We start from the raw sequence: 22,976 nt of genomic DNA, 5'->3' as shown, positions 1-22,976 counted from the left end.
GATCATCTCCAGGCTGTTTTCTAAATTACCATCGGCATGATCTAGCGGCTTGAGTAACTCAAAGGTATAGCTATTGTCGGCTGTGTTAAACTTGAGAGTAAACACTGGTTCACCGGATTTAGTAGTCTTCGCGGTATAAGTCGACGTTGTGCCACTGATTGAAACGTCCGCCCACTCAAGTCTTTCACCACCAGATTTCAACTGTGAAATAGCGTCATCCACATCAACCAATTGATACTCAACCACACCGTCAGCACCCTCCGCTATGGTGAAGTTGCCTTTTATTTCAGTGTCTTGAGTTTGGTCCGAACCTATGCCAGATAAGTCGTCTTCATCAACCTCGCTCTCACCTGTCACACCATTAAGGATTGGTTTGTCATCTTTAACTTCAATAGCAAGCCGAGCAGACGGAGAGACATCACCATCGCCGTCAATCGCCACTACATCAAAAGGAATGGTTAATGAGTTCGCACCTTCTGCATGATCAAGCGCTTTCTCTTGGGTATATATGTAGCTACCATCAGCTTTGAGCTCTAAGGTAAAGATCACGGCACCATCTGCCTTGCCAGTATAGATAGTGCTGCCTGAAGCACCTGCGGTCTTACTGATTGATACATCATCACCGCCAGACTTAAGGCCACTCTCGCTATTCGATACGTTAACCAGTTCATATTTAACGACCGAGTCTGAACCCTGCTCAGTGATAAATTTGCCGGACGCTATTGCATCATCTGATGCGATATCATCCTCGTTTACGGTGGACTTACTGTCGCCGTTGATCACTGGGTCTTTGCCATCTTTAATCACCAAATCGACGGTGCTTGTTAGCTCATCACCGTCTTTGTCCGCAACCGTCACCACTATGGTGTGTTCAATACGGTTATCTTCTGGGTGCGTAAGGTTACGTTTAGGGACAAACGACACTTTGCCATCTGCGTTTACCACCAAGGTACCGTGGTCAAGAGGATAATCAGTTTGACCTTCGGTATAATTAATCGTCACACCATCAAAGGTCACTGATTTAACCGTTGCTTGGTCTGCACCTGCTTGGGTGATCACATCCACGACATTGCTAGTCGCATCACCTGTCACGTTGGGCTCAACCACGCTCAAGCTGCCATCAGTCACGACTTGAATGTCATCACCAACATTAATCACCAACGCCATCTCATTGGATGGGTCGTTGTCGCTATCGACAGCATATACGGGAAGATTGATCTTGAGGTTATCTTGGCCTTGAGCGCTGTGATCAAGCTCTTTCAATAAAGCTACGTTATATTTACCAAGGTTGTTTGAGTCGAAAGATACAGTGAAAACAGCAATTTTAGTGACTGAGTCATCAGCCGTAATATATCCGCGATACGAACCATCCTCTAATTCTTCAACAAGGACTCGTTTAGTGCCGGAAAATAACTGGTCTTTTACGCGGCTATTAAACTCATCAACGTCAATTTTGAACGCGACAACATCATCACTGCCGTTATTAAAAGCGATAGTCCCACTGTCTGTTATATCTGTGGGTCCAACGCCAGTACCTTCATTACCGCCTTTAAGTCCTGCTTCATATATTTGGCTTTCAGTGACAGCGGTAATTACTGGGTCTTGCCCATCTTTAATCACCAAATCAACGGTACTGGTCAGCTCATCACCATCGTTATCAGCAACGGTAACGAGTATGGTGTGTTCGATACGGTTATCTTCTGGGTGGGTTAAATTACGCTTTGGAATGAATGAGACTTCACCGTCAGCAGTAACCACTAGCGTACCATTATCTAACGCATAGTTGGTTTGGCTTGGAGTGTAGTCGATCGTTGTACCATCAAAAGTGACTGATTTAACAGTGCCTTGCTCTGCACCTGCTGAAGTGATTACATTGACCACATTACTAGTCTCATCACCTGTCACGTTCGGCTCATCTACACTTAAGCTGCCATCTTTCACTACTTGAATGTCATCACCCACATTAACCACAAGGTTTGTGCGAGCGGATTCGTCACTATCGGCATCAACCACATAAATAGGTAAGTTCACTTGAAGAGTATCTTGGCCTTGGGCACTATGATCTAGCTCTTTCAGCAGTGTGACTGAATATTGGTCGAAGTTGTTCTGATCAAGCGTGATACTGAGGACATCAACTTGTCTGTCGCCTCCACTGTCACTTACCGTGATATAACCACGATAAACACCATCAGAGGTCTGTTCTATTACAACCCTTTGTCCTGCTGAGAATAGACCTTGAGCATCAGCACGACCATTAAACTCATCAACATCAAGCCTTAATGCAGTGACTTCATCACTGCCCGTTGCTATCTCAATCGTTCTAGTAACAGTAGTATCGGTCCCTCCAACTTGAGACCCGCCACTTAACCCTGCTTCATACAAATTGGCTTGTTGAATTTCAGAGATACTAGGATTTGCACCATCACCAATGCCTACCTGAGCACTGATTGGCGCTTGAATCGGATTGCCTCCGGTATCTGCGCCGGTAATGTCGAAAGAAACCGTTATTTGGTCTCCGGAGAATGCCACCTGACCGCCGCCTACGGACGGGGTGTGATCGATTGGATGGTTAATAGTTGTCGTCAACGTAATACTTACATCGTTACCAATGTTGGTCGCATCAATCTTAATGGTGAGTACAACGTCCTCTCCAGGGGCCTTAAGTGGATCTTTACCTTCGATCTCATTCTCTGCCGCGTTGTAAGTAAATACCACCGGATTTCCGTTGGAGGTGATATCTGAGTTAAGTTCACTCAGCAATGACGCTAGTGACAAAGGCTCAGGAACAAAGGTTTCAGGATCAAGGGCGAGGCTCGCCGCAAAGACAGTGACCGATGTTTGCGTCTTCTCTGAATCACCAAGAACATTTTCAACTAGAGACAGGCTGATGTCCTGGCCACCATCGGCAAATACGATTGGTGGAATGTCTTCGTCAGCTTGCTCAACCGAGGTGGTTTCAAAGCCCGATGTTTCAAAGAAAGTGCTCGCCAAGACTTCAGCGCCGTTATATTCAATGGTTACAAAACCACCGTTTGCGGAACCCGCAGCTCCAGCACCAGCAGCCGTCGCTTCTAACAATTCAGTAGGGTCAGCGCCTGCAAGGATCGCGTCTTGGATAGCGGCTAGCTCGTCTTCACCAATTGCACCTTCTCCGAGCTGAGCAAGGTCAAACTCAACTTCACCAGCCACAGGAGAAACGCCCCAGCCATGCACAGCATCATCAGTGGCAACAGTATTGGCATCTAAATTGACTGTCGCATCAGGTGTTTCAACCAGAATCGAGGATTTATCAGCTACAATTACAAGCTCGCCACTCACGACTGTATCACCCAAAGCAACCTTACGTGCACTGCCATCAGGCTTAACCGCTACTACATCGCCAGAGACTTCTTTGACGACTGCCGCTTCGCGTACCACTTCTATATCCATAACATCCCCTAATCAAATATTCTCGAGCTGAGCAAGACAATTGAGAAATTTTGTAACAACTATTTTCTATTTATACGGACAAAGTATCAAATACAGCTAGCTTTTCCAGAATTTTATAACCACAACAAATAACTTTTACCCCTCATTAATTATAGAAGGCTCTGAGTGAATAAAAAATAAGCGATATCTAATGTTAAACAGCGATTATCTCAATGATGTAAACCATCAAACACGAACACATTCACTGAGCTAATAAGTACTCCTCCCCTAAATAAATAGTGTGATTAACATCCACATTTAAGGCGTAGATAGCGGGAATGATGTAGAGGCTCTCTTTCTGAGTTAATGTCAATTGATAAAATGACAACAACCCTCAAGGACGTAACGTGAAAAATCTGTTTAAGCCCAATCTCATCATGTTGGCGACTCTGATTAGTGTACCAACGCTAGCAAGTCCAACTTTGACCCTATCAACCACGACCACAAGTCGAGACATCCCACTATCTGCAACTGAACCTGCGGTGATGGCATTGTCCAAAGAAACCTATGAACTAAAAGTTTCGGGGATTGAAGGCGAATGCCCAACTATCGACGAACAAAAGGTTAGGTTCCGTCAGCCTTTAGCGCTTAATTGTGGAAAAGAGACAGTGCTACCGCTGAAGATTCGATTTGGGGGGGATTATTCATTTGCGTTTGATGAACAGAACAACACACTAACCATTGCTCGTGAAGCGAAAAAGAGCAAACAAACTTTCAAGCGACCTATTCCTAATGTTCAGTGTGAAGTCTACACGGGTAACGAGGTCACCATAGGCTTAGGCGGAACTTTCCCTGACGGTACGGTGCTAAAAGACTCGATAAGTGGTCAAACCGTAGTCGTTACCAATAACTCTGTCACGATTACCCCAGCTAAAAACAGTGGTGGGTTAGTGCTACTCGAACCAAGTGAAGCACCTGCCAACAAACCTGAGTTTACCTATAAGAATGCCAACATCTACTTCGTCATGGTTGACCGTTTTAACAACGGTGACGCTAGCAATGACAACAGCTATGGCCGCAAAAAAGATGGTAAGCAAGAAGTGGGGACATTCCACGGTGGGGATCTAAAGGGCGTTATCGAAAAGCTAGACTATATAAAGAGCTTAGGTACCGATGCTATCTGGCTGTCACCCATTGTCGAACAGGTTCACGGCTATGTCGGAGGTGGTGAGAGTGGTAGCTTCCCATTTTATTCCTACCATGGCTACTGGACACGCGACTTTACTAAAATCGACGAGAACTTTGGCAACGACGAAGACCTGAAAAACCTTGTATCTGAAGCGCACAAGCGCGGCATTAAAGTTCTATTGGACGCAGTGGTAAACCACTCTGGGTACTCCACACTTGCCGATTTGCAGTTCGACAACATAGATGTAGTAGACGCAGCAAACATGCCTCAACATTGGGCGGATTGGGCACCAAAAGCAGGCGAAAACTGGCATAGTTTCCATCAGTGGGTTGACTATGATAGCCCGAACTGGGCTCAGTGGTGGGGACCAGATTGGGTGCGTGCAGGTTTACCGGGCTACACCAAACCGGGCAGCAGTGATACAACCATGACCCTAGCTGGACTTCCAGATTTCAGAACGGAATCAACCCAAGCGGTCAAACCACCTCAATGGTTACTCAACAATCCAGGAACCCGCGTTGAAGCCAAACAAGATTACACAGTCGCCGACTACCTAGTTGAGTGGCAAACCGATTGGGTCAAGCGATTTGGCATCGATGGTTTTAGGGTTGATACAGTAAAACACGTTGAAGGCGATGTTTGGCTCAAACTCAAACAGTCAGGCACTGAAAAACTTGAGGCTTGGCGCAAAGAGAACAATAAATCAGGTCAACCTTTCTGGATGATGGGCGAAGTTTGGGGGCACTCAGCTTATCGTTCGCCATATGCAGATCAGGGTTTTGATGCGTTGATAAACTTTGATATGCAGAAGAAACTCGACAAAGGCGCAGCCTGTTTTAGCCAAATGGAAGAGGTATATCAAAACTACTCCGATTCAATGCAGTCGACACCAGACTTCACACCAGTTAGCTACATGTCATCTCACGACACTGAGCTGTTCTTTAATCGCTTTAAATCGTTTGAGATGCAACGCAATGCAGCGAACGCCCTCTTGCTTAGCCCTGGTGCGGTTCAAATCTACTACGGTGACGAAGTTGCTCGTGAGCTAGGTGCTTATGCCGACGATTTTCATCAAGGAACCCGTTCAGATATGGTTTGGCAGCTCAATAATGAGCGCAAAGCCCTGTTGAGTCACTGGCAAACTCTCGGTCAGTTCCGTCAAAACCACCCTGCGATTGGTGGCGGCGAGCACAAGGAAATAGAGAACAACAACGCATATGTATTCTCGAGAACACTAGGAAAAGACAAGGTCGTAGTCGCCTTTGTTGGCAAGTAAACGCGCTTAACCTCTCTAATTAATGTTCATAGTAAAGCCTGACGTGATGTCAGGCTTTTTTAACGGCTAGAGAATTAAAACACTTGTGTCATCACAAAAGTCAGGTAAGTTATCGTTTTTATTCGCTTTGAAAATGCAGCTTAGCTCGATATGCCAACACAAGATATTAAATTTATAGCCGTCGACATGGATGGCACACTTCTCGATGAGAACAGCCAGTTAAACCCGGATTTTTTTAACCTCTACGCACAACTCGAAGAGAAAGGAATCATCTTTGCGGCGGCTTCAGGTCGGCAGTACTACAGCCTGATGGATACATTCGCTCCAGTTAAAGAGCGCATGATGTTTATTGCCGAAAACGGCACATTAGTCATGCATAAAGGCGAGGAGCTATACAGCTGCGAAATAGATAAGCCATCGATTAAAGCGATCATAGAACAAGCAAGAGAGATTCAAGGCGCTCACATCGTACTGTGTGGTAAGCACTCTGCTTATATAGAAACCCAAGCGCCTGAAGCATTAGAAGAGATTGCTAAGTACTATCACAAATGTCAATACGTCGAAGATCTGCTGGATGTCGATGATAGCTTCATTAAGGTTGCAATTTGTCACTTCAACGGAGCAGAAGAGTTAGTCTACCCTTCGTTCAACCAAAAATTTGGTCAGTCGCACCAAGTGGTTGTCAGTGCAAAAATTTGGCTCGATGTCATGAATGCGCAAGCGTCAAAAGGCGCAGCGATTGAGCACCTACAAAAGATGCTCAACTTTACTTATGAGCAGACAATGAGTTTTGGTGACTACCTCAATGACACTGAAATGTTACAAGCGAGCTACCACTCTTACGCTATGGATAATGCGCACCCGAAGATTAAACAAATTGCCCGCTTTACCGCACCAAGTAATCGTGACGCCGGAGTGTTCACGGTTATCAATCGCGAGTTGCTTAGCTAACGTTAAGCTTGATAAAGCTCCAAAGGTAAGCCGTCCGGATCTTGGAAGAAGGTAAACGGCTTACCTGTAAACTCGTCAATTCGAATCGGTTCTACCTCGACGCCCGCCTCAAGCAGGTAGGCTGCGTATTGCTCAACCGAATCGACCGCAAAAGCTAAATGTCTTAGTCCTTGCGCTTCTGGGTTAGTCGGCCGTTTAGGAGGGCAAGGAAACGAGAAAAGTTCAATTTGGCTACCATCGGGTAAAGCGAGATCTAACTTGTAAGAGTCGCGCTCTGCTCGGTAATTTTCAGCGACCACAGTCAACTTTAATACTTGCGTATAGAAGTGTTTAGATACTTGATAATCTGAACATATCACCGCGACATGGTGAATGCGTTTTAACTCCATTACTCCTTGCTCCCTAAACGATTGAGTTTATTTGGCATGAGACCAATTACCAAAACTCTGGGTGATTAAACCCATCTACGCAAACCGGCTTGCTTGCTAGACTGTGCGGACTATCACCAGCAAGTGGCTGCATCATCCAACCATTAGGGTAACTAAGCTTTAACGGCGCTTTAAACAGTTGTTCAGAAACTTGCTTAAAACCCACCTTAGTATAGAAGTTTGGGTCACCGTAAGTGAAAGCCAACTTGACTCCCTGAGCTTGAATCGCTTCAAGTCCATGGCGGATTAAACCTTGCCCAATCCCTTTACCTTGATAATCGGTATGTACCGCAACCGGAGCCATCAAAAAGCTTGCTTGTAACTCCTCAAATGCTAAGCGAGTAAACAAGATACTAGCCACAATGCTCTCGTTCTCTTTAGCGACAAAAACCTTGATATCTTGCTCTGGTGTAGTAGCTATCAAGTCACCAACCAGATTTCCAATTAACGTCCCCTCTTGCTCGCCTTCTGAGTCTCCAAATGTCTTGCTGAATAACTCAACCAAGGGCTCATTCTCATTTGATTCAAGTAACGCGTACTTCATATCGAAAACCTCTAAAGAACAGTTACGCACAGCATAAACCAAAACGCCATGCCAAGGTCAAGCAACTTAGCTATTTCCTGATTGGTAACTCATCTTGAGTAAGGTAGCCGTCGTTATTTCTATCTAAGCGGCTGAAATCTTTTGCCAATGGGCCTTTAACTTCATTGCGCGCAAGTTTACCATCACCATTTTGGTCCATGCGTGAGAAGTGTCCGCCGCGATCGCCCCCTCTTTGTTGGCCGCCTTTCTGGTTGCCTTTTTGATGCATCGAAGAGGCGGAACCACTATTTAGATAACTTTCAGCTGGTCGCTTAGTTAATATTGGCTGTTGAACGAACTCGACATCTCCACCAGCAACACAACGAACCATATTGTCGATACGGATTGCATCACCTTGAGGACCATGGCCTTGTGGATACCGGCTTACATCACCGGTTTTAGGATCACTGCGCTGTGAACCTGCCCCATGCACATCGATCCAAGCATTACGCATGTAACCGAGTGATGAACCGAAAGCGACGTAGGCACCGTGGCCACCGTTTTTCAGATTCTCATGCGTGGTGCTACTCCAATAGTTAGCGTAGTCAGTACTATTTGCTTCACTCTTGATTGGGGTAGTTGAAAACACAGGGTCAATAGCCGCGCTGTTCGTTGTTGCCGGAGAGCGGGAGTAATCAACAATCGACTGTAGTTCTTTCACATTCGGTAGTCGCCAGTCACTGCGCTCGGCAAAATCTAAATGCTCACAGTATGCCAGTGCACTCGGGAAATCCACTTGCGTCTGGCTATCACCCTGCTGCCAAATCAGGCTGGTCGCTTGATCAGTCACCGTGCCATTGCCATTGTCGACAAACTTGTTAACGCCATAGTCAGGATTACCGCGCACTGCCAATACATAAAACGTCTTGTCTCCGCCCCGCGGACTCTCAACGCCATAGCCTTTAATCCGTCCATCAATAAAGTTTACTCCGAACACAGTTTCGTCTCTGTTCATGGTTGTCGATACGTACTTAGTGCTCGACACAAACTGGCTGTCGATCAGCCTCTCTCCCGATGTCACATCGCCTGCATTCATCACAAAGTATCGCGCGTCTAAAAACGGTATCAGTTGCATAGTACCAGACTGGTTGAGGCCACTTGGATCTTGTCCATCAAACAGAATCAGCGAATAGAGCTCTTTAATCGTTGGTAAACGCCAATCATCGTACCCACCTAAGCTAAGATTTTGTGCATAATCCAACGCCTCTTGGTAGCTGAGTTTATCTTGCGCATCGACCTTACCGTCGCCATTGAGATCTGTTGTTTGAGTCCAAACCAGCCCCGTCACATTGTCACTTACTGTGCCATCGCTGTTATTGGTATAACTCGCAGCATTACCCTGATATTGGGCGTCTTGACCGAAAGTAGAATCAGAAATCGAAGGACAGTTTCTCATTGAGTTTTTTACTCCAAAGCACTGGCTCTGGTTAGTGTCAACGATCGGCGAAGTCAGTGTGTTTGCAGTAGTGATATGTGGCCACAGTACGAGCATACTCATAGCTAGCATGGTCTTAATTGGTGCATTTGTCATCGGTTATTCCTTGTTTCTCAACGTAATCATAGTCTAGATACTAAGAAGTAAAGAAACGCACCGACAGCGTAAAGATGTGTAAAATGTCGCGCTACTATTTCCCAATTTACTTTGTATAATTTAACTAAAACACGACTGTGCCGAGTAAATACATTGCTAACCGATAGAAGACTGACCTTTGCAACGGCGAACCTATTCAACTTCGTTGAACCGCCAAACGCATATTATGACTTCGACAACATCTATGAGCAGCAAGCATGGCGAGAGAAGTGCCGCTGGACCAAAGAAAAACTCTGCATATTGAATGCAGATATCGTCGGTGTTCAAGAGGTGTTCAGTATCGACGCAGCCCGGCAACTGTTTGAACAGTTAAGCTACCCCTTTTTCGCCATCGTCGATGAGCCACACGTAGAGCAAGAGTATATTTACTCCAAACCCGTTGTTGCGATCGCATCAAAATACCCAATCAAACGCTGCTATGCAGTTACACCACGTAGTGCCATCGAACAGTATTATCAGGTGTTTGCTCCGGAATTTAGCCGTAAGCCAATCTGCGCGGTGATTGAGGTACCCGAAATTGGCGAACTCGCTGTGTATGTGTGCCACCTAAAATCACAACGTCCAACGGAAAGCATCGATTCGCAACACACTCATTCAATCATTGGCCAATGGCTATCGAGCCAACAACGAGGATGGGAAGCAGTAATGCTGAGGCTATTTATGGAGCAACAATATGCGCTTCATCCTGTTCCAACCGTCTTAATGGGCGATATGAACCAACCCATTAGTAGTGATATCACTGGCCTGCTCACCCACGAAACGAGTGAAGAACTTAATCAGCTATTTTTAAAAGACAGTTGGGACCTGATGCCTAAATCAGACAAGCAAAGCATGCGCCCACCCACTCACTACCATTTTTCCACTGGAAACGTACTTGACTACATCCTGTTATCGCAGGAGTTTCAGCCCGACTCTCAATACTCGATGTCGGACATCATCGCCTACCAAACCTTAGATGCTCATCTGATCAACCCAAGCTATGACAAAGATAGACAAGCAAGCGATCACGCCTTCGTTGCCGTGACTGTGCAATTTCATCTATGAGCCAAAATCGCTAAGTCAATCCAGTGCGCTAAGTTCTGACTGCTATACTTGAAATAAACTTCCTCTGTATAGGCTCGAATGAAAGCACCCATAGCACTTTTTATACTTTTATTACTACCACTTAAGGTTATGGGAACCGAGATCGCGCTATTCGTTCCGCGCACTGAAAGCCCAGCGTGGCAAACACAAATTCGCTTTGCTCAAGCAACAGCCACTGACTTAGGCATTAAACTGCTCGTTTATGATGCGGAAAACAATCCTAAAACAATGCTTAATCAGATTACCCAAGCCTGTAAACGAAGCGTCGATGGTATACTGTTTATGAACTACGAGGAGATAGGAGAAAAGATTCTATCCATCAGCGAAAAGTGCCAAATACCAAGCGTCCTATACAACACTGGCTTTAACTCCAGTGAGTTCCTTCCGCGCAGCAAATATAAATACTGGATTGGTGAAGTAATACCCGACGACAACAAAGCTGGCGCACTGTTAGCGGAGCAACTGCTTCAAAAGTCCAACGGTAAGCTAGACCAGATAAACATGTTGGTGCTCAACGGCAATTTAAAGGAGTTATCGGCGCAAGAACGTAACCAAGGGCTATATCAATTCATTAGGCACAACCCAAGGGTCACGGTAGTCGCAGAGGGCAAAACCAATGTCACTTGGAGCAGAGAAGAAGCAAAAAACCAATTCATCTGGTTCTATCAGCAACACCCACAAATCAACATGGTTTGGGCTGCCTCTGATACGTTAGCCTTAGGTGTGACTGATGCGGTGGAAGAACTAGGTTTAGACAAGAACTCTATTTATGTTGGTGGTATAGACTGGTTACCAGAAGCACTTTTAGCAATAAAGAGCGGTGTTCCATTTGTCTCCATTGGAGGCCATTTTACCGAGGCGGGTTGGGCAACACTCCTGCTGAATGACTACCTCAATGGGCACGATTTTGATGCTGAATCGACCCAATTCAACTCACCAGTCTACTCGATAGACAATAGAAATATCCCTCTATTTCAGAGCTTTATTGACGACAACTGGCAACAAATTAATTTCCAATCCCTATCAAAGCTAAACGGCAACAACACTCTTTACAACTTTAGCATTACCCACCTACTCGATACATACTACCAGAACACTAACGCGCTCAAACTAACTCAAGAAGAACTCGAATGGCTAAAACAGCACCCTAAAATTCGACTTGCTATCGACATTGACTGGCCCCCATTCGAGTTCATCGATGGCACCGGAGAATATTTAGGAATTGCTGCTGACTACATCAAACTGATATCAGAACGTTTAGGCATTGAGGTCGTACCGAGCACGAACATGAGTTGGTCACAAGTGGTTGAAGCTTCAAAACAGAGGGCGTTAGATGTTTATCCGGCGCTGCCACTGACAAAAGAGCGTCAACAGTACCTCGACTTCACGCGACCTTACTTAAGTTTCCCATTAATGATTATTACCAATCAAAACATCCCTTATGTTCGTGATTTATCAGCATTGAATGGGATGACAGTTGCCGCAGTCAAAGATTACAGCTCCTACGACTTGATGCGAGACAACCATCCTGAGCTAAAACTACACGGGGCAAATAACGTATCAGAAGCCTTGAAAGCAGTCTCATCAGGAGAAGTCGATGCCTATATTGGCAACATAGCAACGGCAAACTACGTCATGACGCGCGAAGGCTATAGTAACCTTAAAGTGTCGGGGCTCACTCCCTATCGTATCGACATCCGTATGGCAGTGAGAAATGACTGGCCAATCCTAAAAGAGATCTTACAAAAGTCACTAGACGCACTCTCTGTTGAAGAAAAGCAAGCCATTTACTCAAAATGGGTGGCTGTTAGATACGAATATGGGACTGACTACAGCTTGTTATGGAAAGTTGCGTTATTCTTTATTATTGCCATCGTTGCCTTGACCTACTGGATGCGCAAACTATCTCGACTGAACATCCAGCTCAACAAGGAAATTTCAGAACGAATGGAGGTTGAAAAGCAACTAGTGCAAGAGAAGAACAAAATTGAGCAGTTATCGATCACTGACCCACTCACTGGCTTATACAACCGCCGCTACTACAACCAAAAAGTGCCCAAAGAGATTTTACGTGCCCAAACCACTCAAACGTGGTTGAGTTTTGTGATTATGGATGTAGATGATTTTAAACAATACAACGATAACTACGGGCACCTGAATGGAGACAAACAGTTAGTCAAGTTTGCCAAAGCCTTACTCGAGCAGTGCTATCAGACCTCAAGCTACTGTTTCCGCTTAGGTGGCGAGGAGTTTGGCGTACTCTTATATGGCTACACACCAGACGAAGCATTTGAGCAGGTTGAAGCCATTCGCTCAGGAATTGAAGCCTTGCAACTGGAACATAAATACAATCGGGCAGCCAACGTGATTACCGCTTCATTTGGGTTGGTGACGACCAACAAAGCTGACTACACTCTTGAGCAAATCTATGAGACGGCCGATGCCGCCCTCTATGATGCCAAAGAGGGCGGACGTAACCGAATCGTTGTTCGAGAACTAAAATCTAGCTCGACAACAAACCCAATTGATACGCAGCATTAACGCCACTCTCTTGACCAAAATCTTGGTCATGGCTGACCAAAATAAATGCTCCATCGTAATTGTTTAATGTGTTGGCCAATATCTGTTTCGACTCAAGATCGAGATGATTGTCAGGCTCATCAAGCAGCAACACCGCTTGATTTTTCTGATGACTGACAACCAACATTGAGAGTTTCATTTTTTCACCGCCACTCAGCAAACTAACTGTGCGAAACACAGAATCTCGACGAAAACCGATCCCAGCTAACAATGTTCGAGCATCTGATTCTAACACGCCACTACACATATCTAACACCGTCTCTAGCATGGTTTTGCTCGTATCAAGCAAGCCAAAATGTTGGTCAAGGTAATAGACCTGTGTATTAAGGTGACATTCACCACTGCGCAGCTGCAATTGACCTCGCAGTACATCCAACAAAGTCGATTTACCGCAACCATTGCCGCCTTGCAGCCATAGCTTACGATTAGCGGTTATTTGCAGTTGAATAGGTTGAGAACTTCCGTAGGGCAACACACCATTAACGATAGAGATCAACTGCCCCTTCCTGCCACTGCTAGCATCATTCATATAGAACTTCTGCGCCTTCAATTGCTCATGTCTTGACTCTAAAGCATAGGCCTTTTGGCTCAATTGCTCTCTACGACCATTCTCATTTTTCAGTCTATTCGATATCGCCCCTGTTGCACTGTCTCTCATGCCATTGAGCAGGATCTTAGGTTGGCCTCCACGCTTACGAATCTTGACTCCTTGAGCTTCCCTTTGCTCAGCCTTCTCTCGATTTTTCTGCGCTTGGCGCTCTAGGCGCTTTTGTTCTTTGTGGACACTATCTAACTGGCGTTCTACTGCAGCAACTTCTAGCCCTTTCTGCTGTCGATAATCGTCATAGTTGCCTCCGTATTGCGTCAAACCGAGTGTTGATAGCTCCCAGATCTGATCCATCATCCGCAGTAGATATCGATCATGACTGATAAGTAGAATGTGGCCCGAGTAACAACTCATTTGCTCGCCCAACCACTCCTTCCCTTGTCCATCAAGATGATTTGATGGTTCATCGAGCACAAGTAGATCAGCTTCAGATTCAAATAATTGCCACAACTGCAAGCGGGCGAGCTGACCACCACTTAGCTCAGCGCATGGAAAATCCACATTAGCTGGCAGCTTCATATCCTCAAGCTTGGCTTCAAGATCCTGCTTTAGTGACCACCGCTCTCCGACAATTTCAAACCACCTTGGGTCACACTCTCCGTGCTCAATTTTGCCTAACGCATCAAGCACTTCAGCAACGCCAATATACTCAGCAATGGTCATATTGCTCTCTAGCAATCCAGATGGAAGTTGAGAATATGTCCTCACACTGCCATTGAGCTGAACTTGCCCATAAGTGGGTTGTATCTGTTGGGTAAGAATCGACGTGAGTAACGACTTACCAACTCCGTTGCGACCGACTAATCCGACTCTAGACTGAGTCAGTGAGCAGGAGATATCGCGAAAAAGCGCCTCTCCATTATCGAATAGATAGGTGATTTTATTAGCTTGTAAGACTGGCATAATTTGCCTCCTGTTAGACAGGATTAGGCATTGCACGTAGCAAACAGATCGCAATTAATACGATAAGAAACAAATAGTTAAATTAGATATGGCTCGGTTGAGCACGAATGAGCTACGCCGACTAACCCTGTGGAATCCTAATAACAATGTAAAAATGGATAACAGGTGTTAGTTATTCATATTGGCGTAATCTCCAAGTGAAGTGATGGGCGGAGTATAGGGTAAATTTTGTGCAGATTTCAAGCGCGAGATAGAAAAGCGATGATCAACCGCACACTTAAGGTTGATCATCACAGAGAGGAGTTAGTCGATTTGCTGTACTGAGATACGGTTCTTGAACTCAAATACCTTCTCCGCACACACATCGATACAGCGCCCACAGCTCATGCAGTCTTGGCTCATAACGCGGCGGTCACCCTCTTTTAATGGCTGACGTAAAATATCCGGCTCCGGACAGACGTTATAGCAGTCCATGCACTTGGTACAATCTTCGCGACGTTCCGCAGATACTCGCATTAAACTCTTCGAGCCTATCACACCGTAGGTCGCACCTAATGGACATAAATGGCCACACCAACCATGCTCAACTAGCAAGAGATCGAGTAAAAAAACCATTAAGATGAGTATCCATCCCGCTCCCATACCAAACACTAAGCCGCGATGTAAAGTCGCCACTGGATCAATCCACGCCCACAACACCGTTCCTGACACAGCACTACCGACAAGTAGAACGGGGATGAGCCAGTAACGAATCTTAGGTGACCAGCGGTAACTTGCCTTGAGATTCATTTTTCGACGTAACCATGCCGCAAAATCAGTCACTATGTTTAGCGGGCAAACCCAACCACAAAACGCACGCGGACTAATCAAGGCATAAAACACGACCACTATAGCGAAGCCAATAATGGCAGTCAGCTCCGGTAGATGGCCCGCAGCTAAAGTCTGCAAGATAATCAGCGGATCACTAAACGGAATGACATCAAATAGATTGCTAGAAGAGAGGTTACCCTTAAACACACCTAACGTTGGTCCTGCCATAAACAGAGCAATGATCGCCAACTGACACACTCTACGGAGCAATAAAAAGCGGTGCGCTTGCCACCAGCCCAACTCTCGGACTGCGTCTTTACCTGCATCTTTTGCGAGATTCTTAGCCATTAGAGCTTACCTCCCAAGGTTTCCAACGCTTCTGCGGGAACTTCAGGGGCACTGTTCTCTAGTGGTTTGGTGATTTCTTCCCAACCCAATTGGTAGTGCGCACCCATTTTACCCTTCGCTAATTCAGTCGGAATAATTTTGATTGCGGCGATTTCAGTCACGCATGCCTGTTCACATTTACCACAACCGGTACATTTATCAGAATGTACCGTCGGAATTAGCTTGGCGTGATAACCGGTTCGTTCATTACGCACATTTTCTAACGTAATTGCTTCATCGATGAGTGGACACACGCGGTAACAAACATCACAGCGCAGTCCTCGCCAGTTCAAGCAGCTTTCATGGTCGATCAGTACCGCAGTACCCATGCGAGCATCATCAATATTGGTAAGGTTCGGGTCGAGAGCACCTGTCGGACACGCGGGAACACACGGAATATCCTCACACATTTCACACGGGATTTGACGCGCATTGAAGTACGGGGTACCAGACTCGACAGACGATAGCAGAGTCGCCAGTTTCAGCGTGTCGTATGGGCATGCCTGAACACATAGCCCACAACGAGTACATGCCGCTTCAAACTCACCCTTTGGTAGTGCCCCCGGCGGTCGAACAGGAACACCCTCCCCATTTCTCGCCCTACTTTGTGTGGATTGAAGTCCCAACACAGTCGCGGCGACACCAACACCCGCTGCTGTACGAGCAGCATCGCGTAAGAATCGACGTCGACTCTCTGATGGCTTTGTTTTCGACGAACTCATGACCCAATACCTCTCGCCTGCACTTGTTTGGCAAAGGTTGACTAGCTACCTGTAAGCATAGCAACCATAATAAGATTAAGGTTATTTTTGCGAGCAGTGAGATCCAGATACATACCTCCAAAGAGGTGTATCCAACTCGAATTGATGTTTATCAACAAATCGACGTGATTAAGCGCTCATATTGATCAGATTCAGGGAAGATACGCGAGTAAAGTGGCCAGTCCTCAACCAATTAAATCTTTAAATATGCGCTTTTTGTCACACGTACTTTCCTTGTAACACAATATCCTTATAGAGTATGTGGCTATATTATTGCTGCGGGGGTCATATGATAGAAATCATCATTGACGGGAAATATCGAATTGTAGAGCAGGGGTCAACCCTTCTCGAAGCGGCTAAAGTGTGTGGCGTTGAAATCCCCTCACTGTGCGGCTTAAATAAATCTAACCAAAAAGTGCCTTGTGACTTATGTGTCGTCGAAGTCGAAAGTGGCGGGACACAGCGTGCCTGTGAGCTGGAAGTTTATTCTGGGTTGAATGTTATTACCCAGTCTGAGCAATTGCGCGCCCACCGTAAGCAAGCTTTAAACCGCATCATGCAAGACCACTACGCCGACTGTGAAGCGCCGTGTAAAACTGCATGCCCTGCTGGTGTCGATATTCAGTCATACCTTTACTACATCGCGCAGAACGATCATCACAAAGCGATCGAAGTGATCAAAAAAACGCTGCCAATGCCGCTCTCAATCGGTCGAGTCTGCCCTGCATTTTGTGAAAGTGAATGTCGCCGGTCACTGGTCGATGACTCTATCGCCATTAGGCAACTCAAACGCCACGCTGCTGATGCAGATTTAGCCGCGCAAGAATCTTATGTACCAGAGAAAAAGCCAGCCAAAGATCTCTCTATCGCCATCATAGGTAGTGGGCCAGGAGGCTTAACCGCAGGTTACTATCTGTCAAACGAGGGCTACGACGTTACAGTATTTGAGTCTATGCCTAAAGCTGGTGGTTGGCTGCGCTACGGCATTCCAGAATACCGACTACCAAAAACGATCCTCGATAAAGAGATCGAACTGATGTGCCGCAATGGCATGAAGATAAAAACCGATCAAAAACTTGGCCAAGACTTTAGCTTATCACAACTCAGTAAAGACTATGACGCGGTTTGCTTGGCTGTGGGCGCGTCACTAGCGGTTGAAATGAACTACCCAGGTAGTGACTTAGATGGCTGCTATTTAGGTGTTGATTACCTAAAAGACTACATCACCGAGCAAAACTACACCACAGGCCAAAAGGTCGCGGTTATCGGTGGTGGTAATACCGCAATAGACTGTGCACGAACCGCACGCCGCACTGGTGCAGATACTACGCTTATCTATCGCCGTACACGTGAAGAGATGCCTGCAGAAGACTACGAAATCGAAGAAGCAGAACATGAAGGGGTTAAGTTCTTATTCTTAACTACCCCTGCTGAAAACATCGCCGACTCCAATGGCCGCGTTAATTCAGTTCGATTAGAGAAAATGGTACTAGGCGCACCAGATTCTTCCGGTCGACGCCGCCCTCAAGCAACAGGTGAGTTCTTCATCCAAGAATTCGATACCGTGATTGCTGCGGTATCGCAAAAGCCTGATTTAAGCTTTTTGGATAACGACTCACTTTCGATTCCATTAACTCGTTGGAACACCGCTCAAACTGACGACAACACCATGCACACAGGTACGGGTAATATCTTCAGTATTGGCGATTTTAGACGTGGCCCAGCAACCGCTGTAGAAGCCGTGGGAGATGGCCGAGTCGCCGCAAAAGCTATCGACCTTTACCTCAACGGTGATATGGCTGACATGCCTAAACCAGAATTTAACTCACGCAAAGAGAAAAAACTGGCACAGGTTGATCCTCTTCACTTTGAGCATATCGAAAAAGTAGCGCGTAGCGTGATGCCAGAACTCACACCCGAGCAACGAGAGCAGAGTTTTGATGAAGTTGAACTAGGTTTCGATAATGAAGAAGCGATTCAAGAGGCAATGCGCTGCCTAGAGTGTGGCTGCCAAGCGAATACGCAATGCGACCTACGTGATTACTCAACAGAGTATGGTGCAGAGCAAGAGTTCAAGGTTTCAGTTGAAGTGAAATCTCACAGCGACTGGCTAAACCTTCGTGGCAAAGATGCGCGACACAAGTTCAGCGTCGATCGTAGTTCGCAATTTATCGAGTTTGACGCCAACCGCTGTATTAGCTGTGGTCAGTGTATTCAAGCTTGTAGCGAACAAGCGGTTCACGGCATTTTGAATTTTGTCCACGATGAAAATGGTCGTCCAGCACTCAGACCAGACGACAGACCGCACTTTGGCTCAACTCGTAACGGCCATATTCAGATGGGTGACTCCAACTGCGTGCAGTGTGGCACCTGTGTTCAAGCCTGCCCGACTGGTGCGATGGTGGATAGCCGAGATCGCTCTCAAGGACGTGACGAAACACTTAAGCAGGTCGATACCATCTGTACCTATTGTGGCGTCGGCTGCAAGCTGACCATGCATGTTGACGAAGCCAACAATCAGGTCCGCTATGTCACTGGTGCTAACTCTCCCGTCAACGAAGGTATGCTTTGCGTTAAAGGTCGATTTGGCTTTGATTTTATCGCTGATGATTCACGGCTTATCACGCCGTTAATTCGTAAAGATGGCTGGTTACAACCTGCGAGTTGGGATGAAGCTATCGAGTTAATCGCCAAAAAATTCTCTGCGATTAAGCAAGATTTTGGTGGCAATGCGTTAGCAGGGTTCTCATCAGCGAAGACAACTAACGAAGACAACTACGCGTTCCAGAAATTTATCCGTCGTGAGCTTGGCACTAACAACGTCGATCACTGTGCGCGTTTATGTCACGCCTCGAGTGTAACGGGCCTTGAAGCGTCATTAGGTAGTGGCGCGATGACCAACGACATCCCAAGTATAAAACACTCGGATGTGATTTTCATCATTGGCTCGGATACGACCTCTGCACACCCAATCATCGCCTCACACATTAAACAGGCGATTCGTCACCATGGCGCGCGTTTAGTCATTGCCGACCCTAAACGTATCGATATGGTTGACCACGCTGAACTTTACCTCGCCCACAGACCAGGCACCGATGTGATGCTGCTCAACGGTATTATGCAGCAGATCATTAAGAATGGTTGGTATGATCAAGAGTACATCGAGGAACGTGTTGACGGCTTTGATACCCTACTGCAAGAGGTAATGTCTCCAGCTTACGCGCTTGATAAGGTTGAACTGGTCACTGGTGTTAGCTCAGATGATATCTTTGCCATGGCACGCACCATCGGCACGGCCGAACGCACAGCCGTTTACTACTCCATGGGCATCACTCAACATACCACTGGTCATGATAACGTTCGCTCTATTGCGAACTTACAGTTGTTATGCGGCAATATCGGTATTGAGGGTGGTGGCATTAACCCGCTGCGTGGTCAATCAAACGTGCAAGGTGCATGTGATATGGGTGCGCTACCAAACAGCTATCCGGGATATCAGAAGGTATACAACCCAATGATTCGCCAGAAGTTCTCGATTGAGTGGAATGCACCAGATCTACCTGCCGAGCAAGGGTTAACCCTAACCGAGATCATTGATGCTGCATGCCAACGTGATGTGCGCGGTTTGTACATTATGGGCGAGAACCCAGTACTGAGTGACCCAAACCAAGCTCACGTGATCGAAGGGTTAGAAACACTCGACTTCTTAGTGGTGCAAGACATCTTCTTAACCGAGACGGCACAGTACGCCGATGTGGTTTTGCCATCGTGCTCATTTGCTGAAAAATCAGGTCACTTCACCAATACCGAGCGTCGTGTGCAACGTGTGAACGCCGCTGTCAAAGCGCCGGGAGAAGCGAAAGAGGACTGGTGGATCATCCAAGAGATCGCCAATGCCATGGGCAGTGATTGGCACTATCTAGATGTTGCTGATATTACCGCTGAAATTACTCGAGTTACACCTCAATACGCAGGCTTAAAATGGGACAACATTACCCCAGAGGGCGTGCAGTGGCCGAGTAACAAGAATAACCCGAACGGTACGCGAATCATGCACCAAACTCAGTTCACGCGTGGTAAAGGTCAAATGGTGGGCGTACCATTCCGCTATGCCGCGGAGCTGCCCGATGAGGAGTACCCATTAGTGCTCACCACTGGTCGAGTGCTAGAACAGTTCCACACTGGCACCATGACGCGCAAGACCAAGGGCTTAGACAAGCTTGCTGGGCCAAGAGCGATGATCAGCGTTCAAGATGCCGAGGCACTGGGAATCTCCAATGGCCAACGCTTGAAGGTCTCGACCCGACGCGGTGAAATCGAGATCGATGCGTTCGTCACTAAACGAATCCAGAAAGGGGTTATCTTTATCCCATTCCACTTCGTTGAGTCATCAGTAAACCGACTAACCACAACGGCCACCGACCCACACGCGAAGATCCCTGAGTTTAAGGTCGCAGCTGTGAAAGTTGAAGCACTACCAAAAGTGGAAGTTCACCCTTAATATTCAGATCTAACAACCATGATAGAGCCGACTTAGAGTTGGCTCTTTATCGACTACTTATTTCTTAGTGCTTTATTTATTATTTTTCATTAATTTAGCTAAATAGTTTTATCCGATACTGATATTTCAACGAAACATTGTTTTCCAGGTAACGATATTTTGCACCTGACTTATCTGCTGAAATAAGGTCACCGTTTAAACTGACAATATGACTACCGTAGCTGGCTTCGAAGTAAACACCTCCGGTAACAGCATAGCCAGAGTGTTCAATTTTATCACGCTGTCCAACGTTCGAATGATCGGCATTGGTAACAATGAATTCACCGCTATGGCTCTGATAGCCCAACCCTAACCCAGCCCCTATACGGTACTGCCAACGCTCCGGGCCATTGCCGCCGAACTGATAATAGAGAATTGGTGTGAGATAGAGAGATTTGCCCTTAATTTCAGTGTCCATACTAGCCACTTGATACTGGCTGCCCAGAGAGTGATCGACTGATTGATTATCAAAGCTCGAAGTATAGAAATCAAATGAAAAAGAGATACCCCAGTTCGACTCCACTCCCCAATGAAACGGCTCTGTTCGCAAAGAAACATAAGGGGATATTTTAACTCCGTCAGACTGAAACTCAGCGACTTTATTAGATGTACTATTTTCCGTAATACTAAGGGTACGATGTCCGAAAGCAGGGCCGATAAGTAACTCAAGCGCATGCGAACTTGGTACATAACAGAGTACAGATAATCCCAAAATGATGAAACGAATCATAGCGATACAACAACATATATATGCCTAGAGAGCTATGAACAGTAGCAAGCCAATCATGGACATTCTACATTTAAGATACTGATTTAACGCACTCTGTCAGTTTTGAGAATACACAACACCGCAGCTCAAGAACCACTCCTACGCTTCTCCGACTAACACGCAACTCGCTTTAAAATCACCGCCGTCCCCATGCCTCCACCGATACATAGCGAAGCCAAACCAAGATCAGACTTTGAACGTAGCATCTCGTAGATAAGAGAGGTAACGATGCGACCACCAGACGCTCCTATTGGATGTCCCAAAGCAATAGCACCGCCATTTACGTTGGTTTTGTTGTCAAACCAGCGGTAAGGCACCGCATGTTGCTCACATAGCTCTTTCATAACACCAATGGCTTGTGCGGCAAAGGCTTCATTGAGTTCTAGCCTTTGGATGTCGGTCAAAGCTAGCTCTGCTCTCTGCAGCGCGTCCTCTTGCTTGAATCCCTCTCCGTCGTTTTCAGTTCATCCATGATCATTCAAAGCCAGTGAAATCTTGTATGGCTTTGTAAAAATTCATATGACTAAACCCATTTGGCTAGCAGTTTTCTCAACGTTCTTGGTAGACTGGCAACTACTGCACTCAATTTTGAATGAGGTTGTTTTGGACTTAAACTTACTTACTACTTTCCTAGCTGTATATAAACATCGTTCAATTACAATAGCATCGGAGGAGCTTGACCTCACTCAACCCGCTGTAAGCTCAGCTATTAAGCGACTTGAAGCAGTCGTAGGGAAAAGCCTATTCGTTCGCGAAGGTCGAGGGATTGCACCAACGGGTGCGGCGGTATCTTTAGCCCACCGAGTGGAAGATCCAATCAGTGTCATTAACAGCGTTGTAGAAAGCGATGATGCACTCAAAGTCTACTGTACTGAAAGCATAATTCCATTTTTGGCAAACGTTCAAGGCGTGAACTTCATAGAGGCGCCACTCGACGAAGAACAACTATTTGATGCTTTAACGGCGCAAAAAGTAGATTTGGTAATTGATGTAATTTCCAATAAACGTCACTCATTAATCGAAGAAGTGCTGTTTGATGACGAAGCAGTATGCTTAACTCGAAAAGCACATCCACGTATTACTGATTCCTTAAGCTATGAACAGTACTTC

14 protein-coding genes and 1 pseudogene are annotated in these 22,976 nt (G+C 46.1%); 6 read left to right on the top strand and 9 right to left on the bottom strand.

What is annotated here, in order from left to right:
• Window positions 1-3,429: retention module-containing protein (locus QTO00_RS02520; protein WP_331422757.1), on the bottom strand; the 3,429-nt coding region annotated here is incomplete at its 3' end.
• A gap of 416 nt (window positions 3,430-3,845) precedes the next feature.
• Here QTO00_RS02520 and QTO00_RS02515 point away from each other — a divergent pair.
• Both QTO00_RS02515 and QTO00_RS02510 read left to right on the top strand, forming a co-directional pair.
• Window positions 3,846-5,873, top strand: coding sequence for an alpha-amylase (locus QTO00_RS02515; protein ID WP_331422759.1), 2,028 nt, complete (start codon window positions 3,846-3,848; stop codon window positions 5,871-5,873).
• Between the two features lie 150 nt (window positions 5,874-6,023).
• Window positions 6,024-6,824 (top strand): Cof-type HAD-IIB family hydrolase, encoded by an 801-nt coding sequence (locus QTO00_RS02510; protein ID WP_331422755.1) that lies wholly within the window; start codon window positions 6,024-6,026, stop codon window positions 6,822-6,824.
• A 2-nt stretch (window positions 6,825-6,826) separates the two neighbouring features.
• On the opposite strand, the gene gloA2 is transcribed toward QTO00_RS02510, so the two are convergent.
• The 3 genes from gloA2 to QTO00_RS02495 form a co-directional block, all read right to left on the bottom strand.
• A complete protein-coding gene (gene gloA2 / locus QTO00_RS02505; RefSeq protein ID WP_331422753.1) occupies window positions 6,827-7,213 on the bottom strand; it encodes an SMU1112c/YaeR family gloxylase I-like metalloprotein in 387 nt (128 codons plus the stop codon).
• Between the two features lie 46 nt (window positions 7,214-7,259).
• The gene (locus tag QTO00_RS02500) at window positions 7,260-7,796 is read right to left on the bottom strand and encodes a GNAT family N-acetyltransferase (protein WP_331422752.1); all 537 of its coding nucleotides are present in this window, start codon (window positions 7,794-7,796) and stop codon (window positions 7,260-7,262) included.
• A 70-nt stretch (window positions 7,797-7,866) separates the two neighbouring features.
• Window positions 7,867-9,366, bottom strand: coding sequence for an Lcl domain-containing protein (locus QTO00_RS02495; RefSeq protein WP_331422751.1), 1,500 nt, complete (start codon window positions 9,364-9,366; stop codon window positions 7,867-7,869).
• A 153-nt stretch (window positions 9,367-9,519) separates the two neighbouring features.
• Here QTO00_RS02495 and QTO00_RS02490 point away from each other — a divergent pair, with 153 nt between their 5' ends.
• Both QTO00_RS02490 and QTO00_RS02485 read left to right on the top strand, forming a co-directional pair.
• Window positions 9,520-10,470: an endonuclease/exonuclease/phosphatase family protein gene (locus tag QTO00_RS02490; RefSeq protein ID WP_331422750.1), complete on the top strand. Its 951-nt coding sequence runs from the start codon at window positions 9,520-9,522 to the stop codon at window positions 10,468-10,470.
• Between the two features lie 129 nt (window positions 10,471-10,599).
• Window positions 10,600-13,050 (top strand): diguanylate cyclase, encoded by a 2,451-nt coding sequence (locus tag QTO00_RS02485; protein ID WP_331422749.1) that lies wholly within the window; start codon window positions 10,600-10,602, stop codon window positions 13,048-13,050.
• Here the strand turns inward: QTO00_RS02485 and QTO00_RS02480 are convergent.
• The 3 genes from QTO00_RS02480 to napG all read right to left on the bottom strand — a co-directional run bounded on the left by QTO00_RS02480 (window position 13,013) and on the right by napG (window position 16,518).
• Window positions 13,013-14,599 (bottom strand): ATP-binding cassette domain-containing protein, encoded by a 1,587-nt coding sequence (locus QTO00_RS02480; protein WP_331422748.1) that lies wholly within the window; start codon window positions 14,597-14,599, stop codon window positions 13,013-13,015. The two genes, QTO00_RS02485 and QTO00_RS02480, sit on opposite strands and share 38 nt — an antisense overlap.
• A gap of 303 nt (window positions 14,600-14,902) precedes the next feature.
• Window positions 14,903-15,757 (bottom strand): quinol dehydrogenase ferredoxin subunit NapH, encoded by an 855-nt coding sequence (gene napH / locus QTO00_RS02475; RefSeq protein WP_331422747.1) that lies wholly within the window; start codon window positions 15,755-15,757, stop codon window positions 14,903-14,905.
• On the bottom strand, window positions 15,757-16,518 hold the full coding sequence (gene napG, locus QTO00_RS02470; RefSeq protein ID WP_331422745.1) for a ferredoxin-type protein NapG: 762 nt from the start codon (window positions 16,516-16,518) through the stop codon (window positions 15,757-15,759). Before napG ends, napH begins: the two co-directional genes overlap by 1 nt.
• A 328-nt stretch (window positions 16,519-16,846) precedes the next feature.
• On the opposite strand from napG, the gene fdhF reads away from it, so the two are divergent.
• Window positions 16,847-21,058 carry a formate dehydrogenase subunit alpha gene (fdhF, locus tag QTO00_RS02465; RefSeq protein WP_331422744.1) on the top strand — a complete coding sequence of 1,404 codons (4,212 nt, stop codon included), beginning with the start codon at window positions 16,847-16,849 and terminating at the stop codon, window positions 21,056-21,058.
• 94 nt (window positions 21,059-21,152) lie between these two features.
• On the opposite strand, the gene QTO00_RS02460 is transcribed toward fdhF, so the two are convergent.
• Both QTO00_RS02460 and QTO00_RS02455 read right to left on the bottom strand, forming a co-directional pair.
• Complete coding sequence (locus tag QTO00_RS02460; RefSeq protein ID WP_331422743.1) at window positions 21,153-21,827, bottom strand: hypothetical protein; 675 nt, start codon at window positions 21,825-21,827, stop codon at window positions 21,153-21,155.
• A gap of 152 nt (window positions 21,828-21,979) precedes the next feature.
• A pseudogene (locus QTO00_RS02455) lies at window positions 21,980-22,297 on the bottom strand (acetyl-CoA C-acyltransferase); the annotation flags it as partial.
• A 172-nt stretch (window positions 22,298-22,469) separates the two neighbouring features.
• Here QTO00_RS02455 and QTO00_RS02450 point away from each other — a divergent pair.
• Window positions 22,470-22,976: LysR family transcriptional regulator (locus tag QTO00_RS02450; protein WP_331422758.1), on the top strand; the 507-nt coding region annotated here is incomplete at its 3' end.

Origin of the sequence: Vibrio sp. M260118 (assembly GCF_036533755.1) — a bacterium.
Classification (GTDB): Bacteria; Pseudomonadota; Gammaproteobacteria; order Enterobacterales; family Vibrionaceae; genus Vibrio.
This window is presented reverse-complemented; position numbering and strand designations above follow the sequence as displayed.

Bases quoted from the DNA above. Each gene is read 5' to 3' on its own strand.
- QTO00_RS02515 (WP_331422759.1), top strand. From the start codon at position 3,846: ATGTTGGCGACTCTGATTAGTGTACCAACGCTAGCAAGTCCAACTTTG.
- napH (WP_331422747.1), bottom strand. From the start codon at position 15,757: ATGGCTAAGAATCTCGCAAAAGATGCAGGTAAAGACGCAGTCCGAGAG.
- QTO00_RS02460 (WP_331422743.1), bottom strand. From the start codon at position 21,827: ATGATTCGTTTCATCATTTTGGGATTATCTGTACTCTGTTATGTACCA.
- QTO00_RS02495 (WP_331422751.1), bottom strand. From the start codon at position 9,366: ATGACAAATGCACCAATTAAGACCATGCTAGCTATGAGTATGCTCGTA.
- gloA2 (WP_331422753.1), bottom strand. From the start codon at position 7,213: ATGGAGTTAAAACGCATTCACCATGTCGCGGTGATATGTTCAGATTAT.
- QTO00_RS02485 (WP_331422749.1), top strand. From the start codon at position 10,600: ATGGGAACCGAGATCGCGCTATTCGTTCCGCGCACTGAAAGCCCAGCG.
- QTO00_RS02480 (WP_331422748.1), bottom strand. From the start codon at position 14,599: ATGCCAGTCTTACAAGCTAATAAAATCACCTATCTATTCGATAATGGA.
- QTO00_RS02500 (WP_331422752.1), bottom strand. From the start codon at position 7,796: ATGAAGTACGCGTTACTTGAATCAAATGAGAATGAGCCCTTGGTTGAG.
- napG (WP_331422745.1), bottom strand. From the start codon at position 16,518: ATGAGTTCGTCGAAAACAAAGCCATCAGAGAGTCGACGTCGATTCTTA.
- QTO00_RS02510 (WP_331422755.1), top strand. From the start codon at position 6,024: ATGCCAACACAAGATATTAAATTTATAGCCGTCGACATGGATGGCACA.
- fdhF (WP_331422744.1), top strand. From the start codon at position 16,847: ATGATAGAAATCATCATTGACGGGAAATATCGAATTGTAGAGCAGGGG.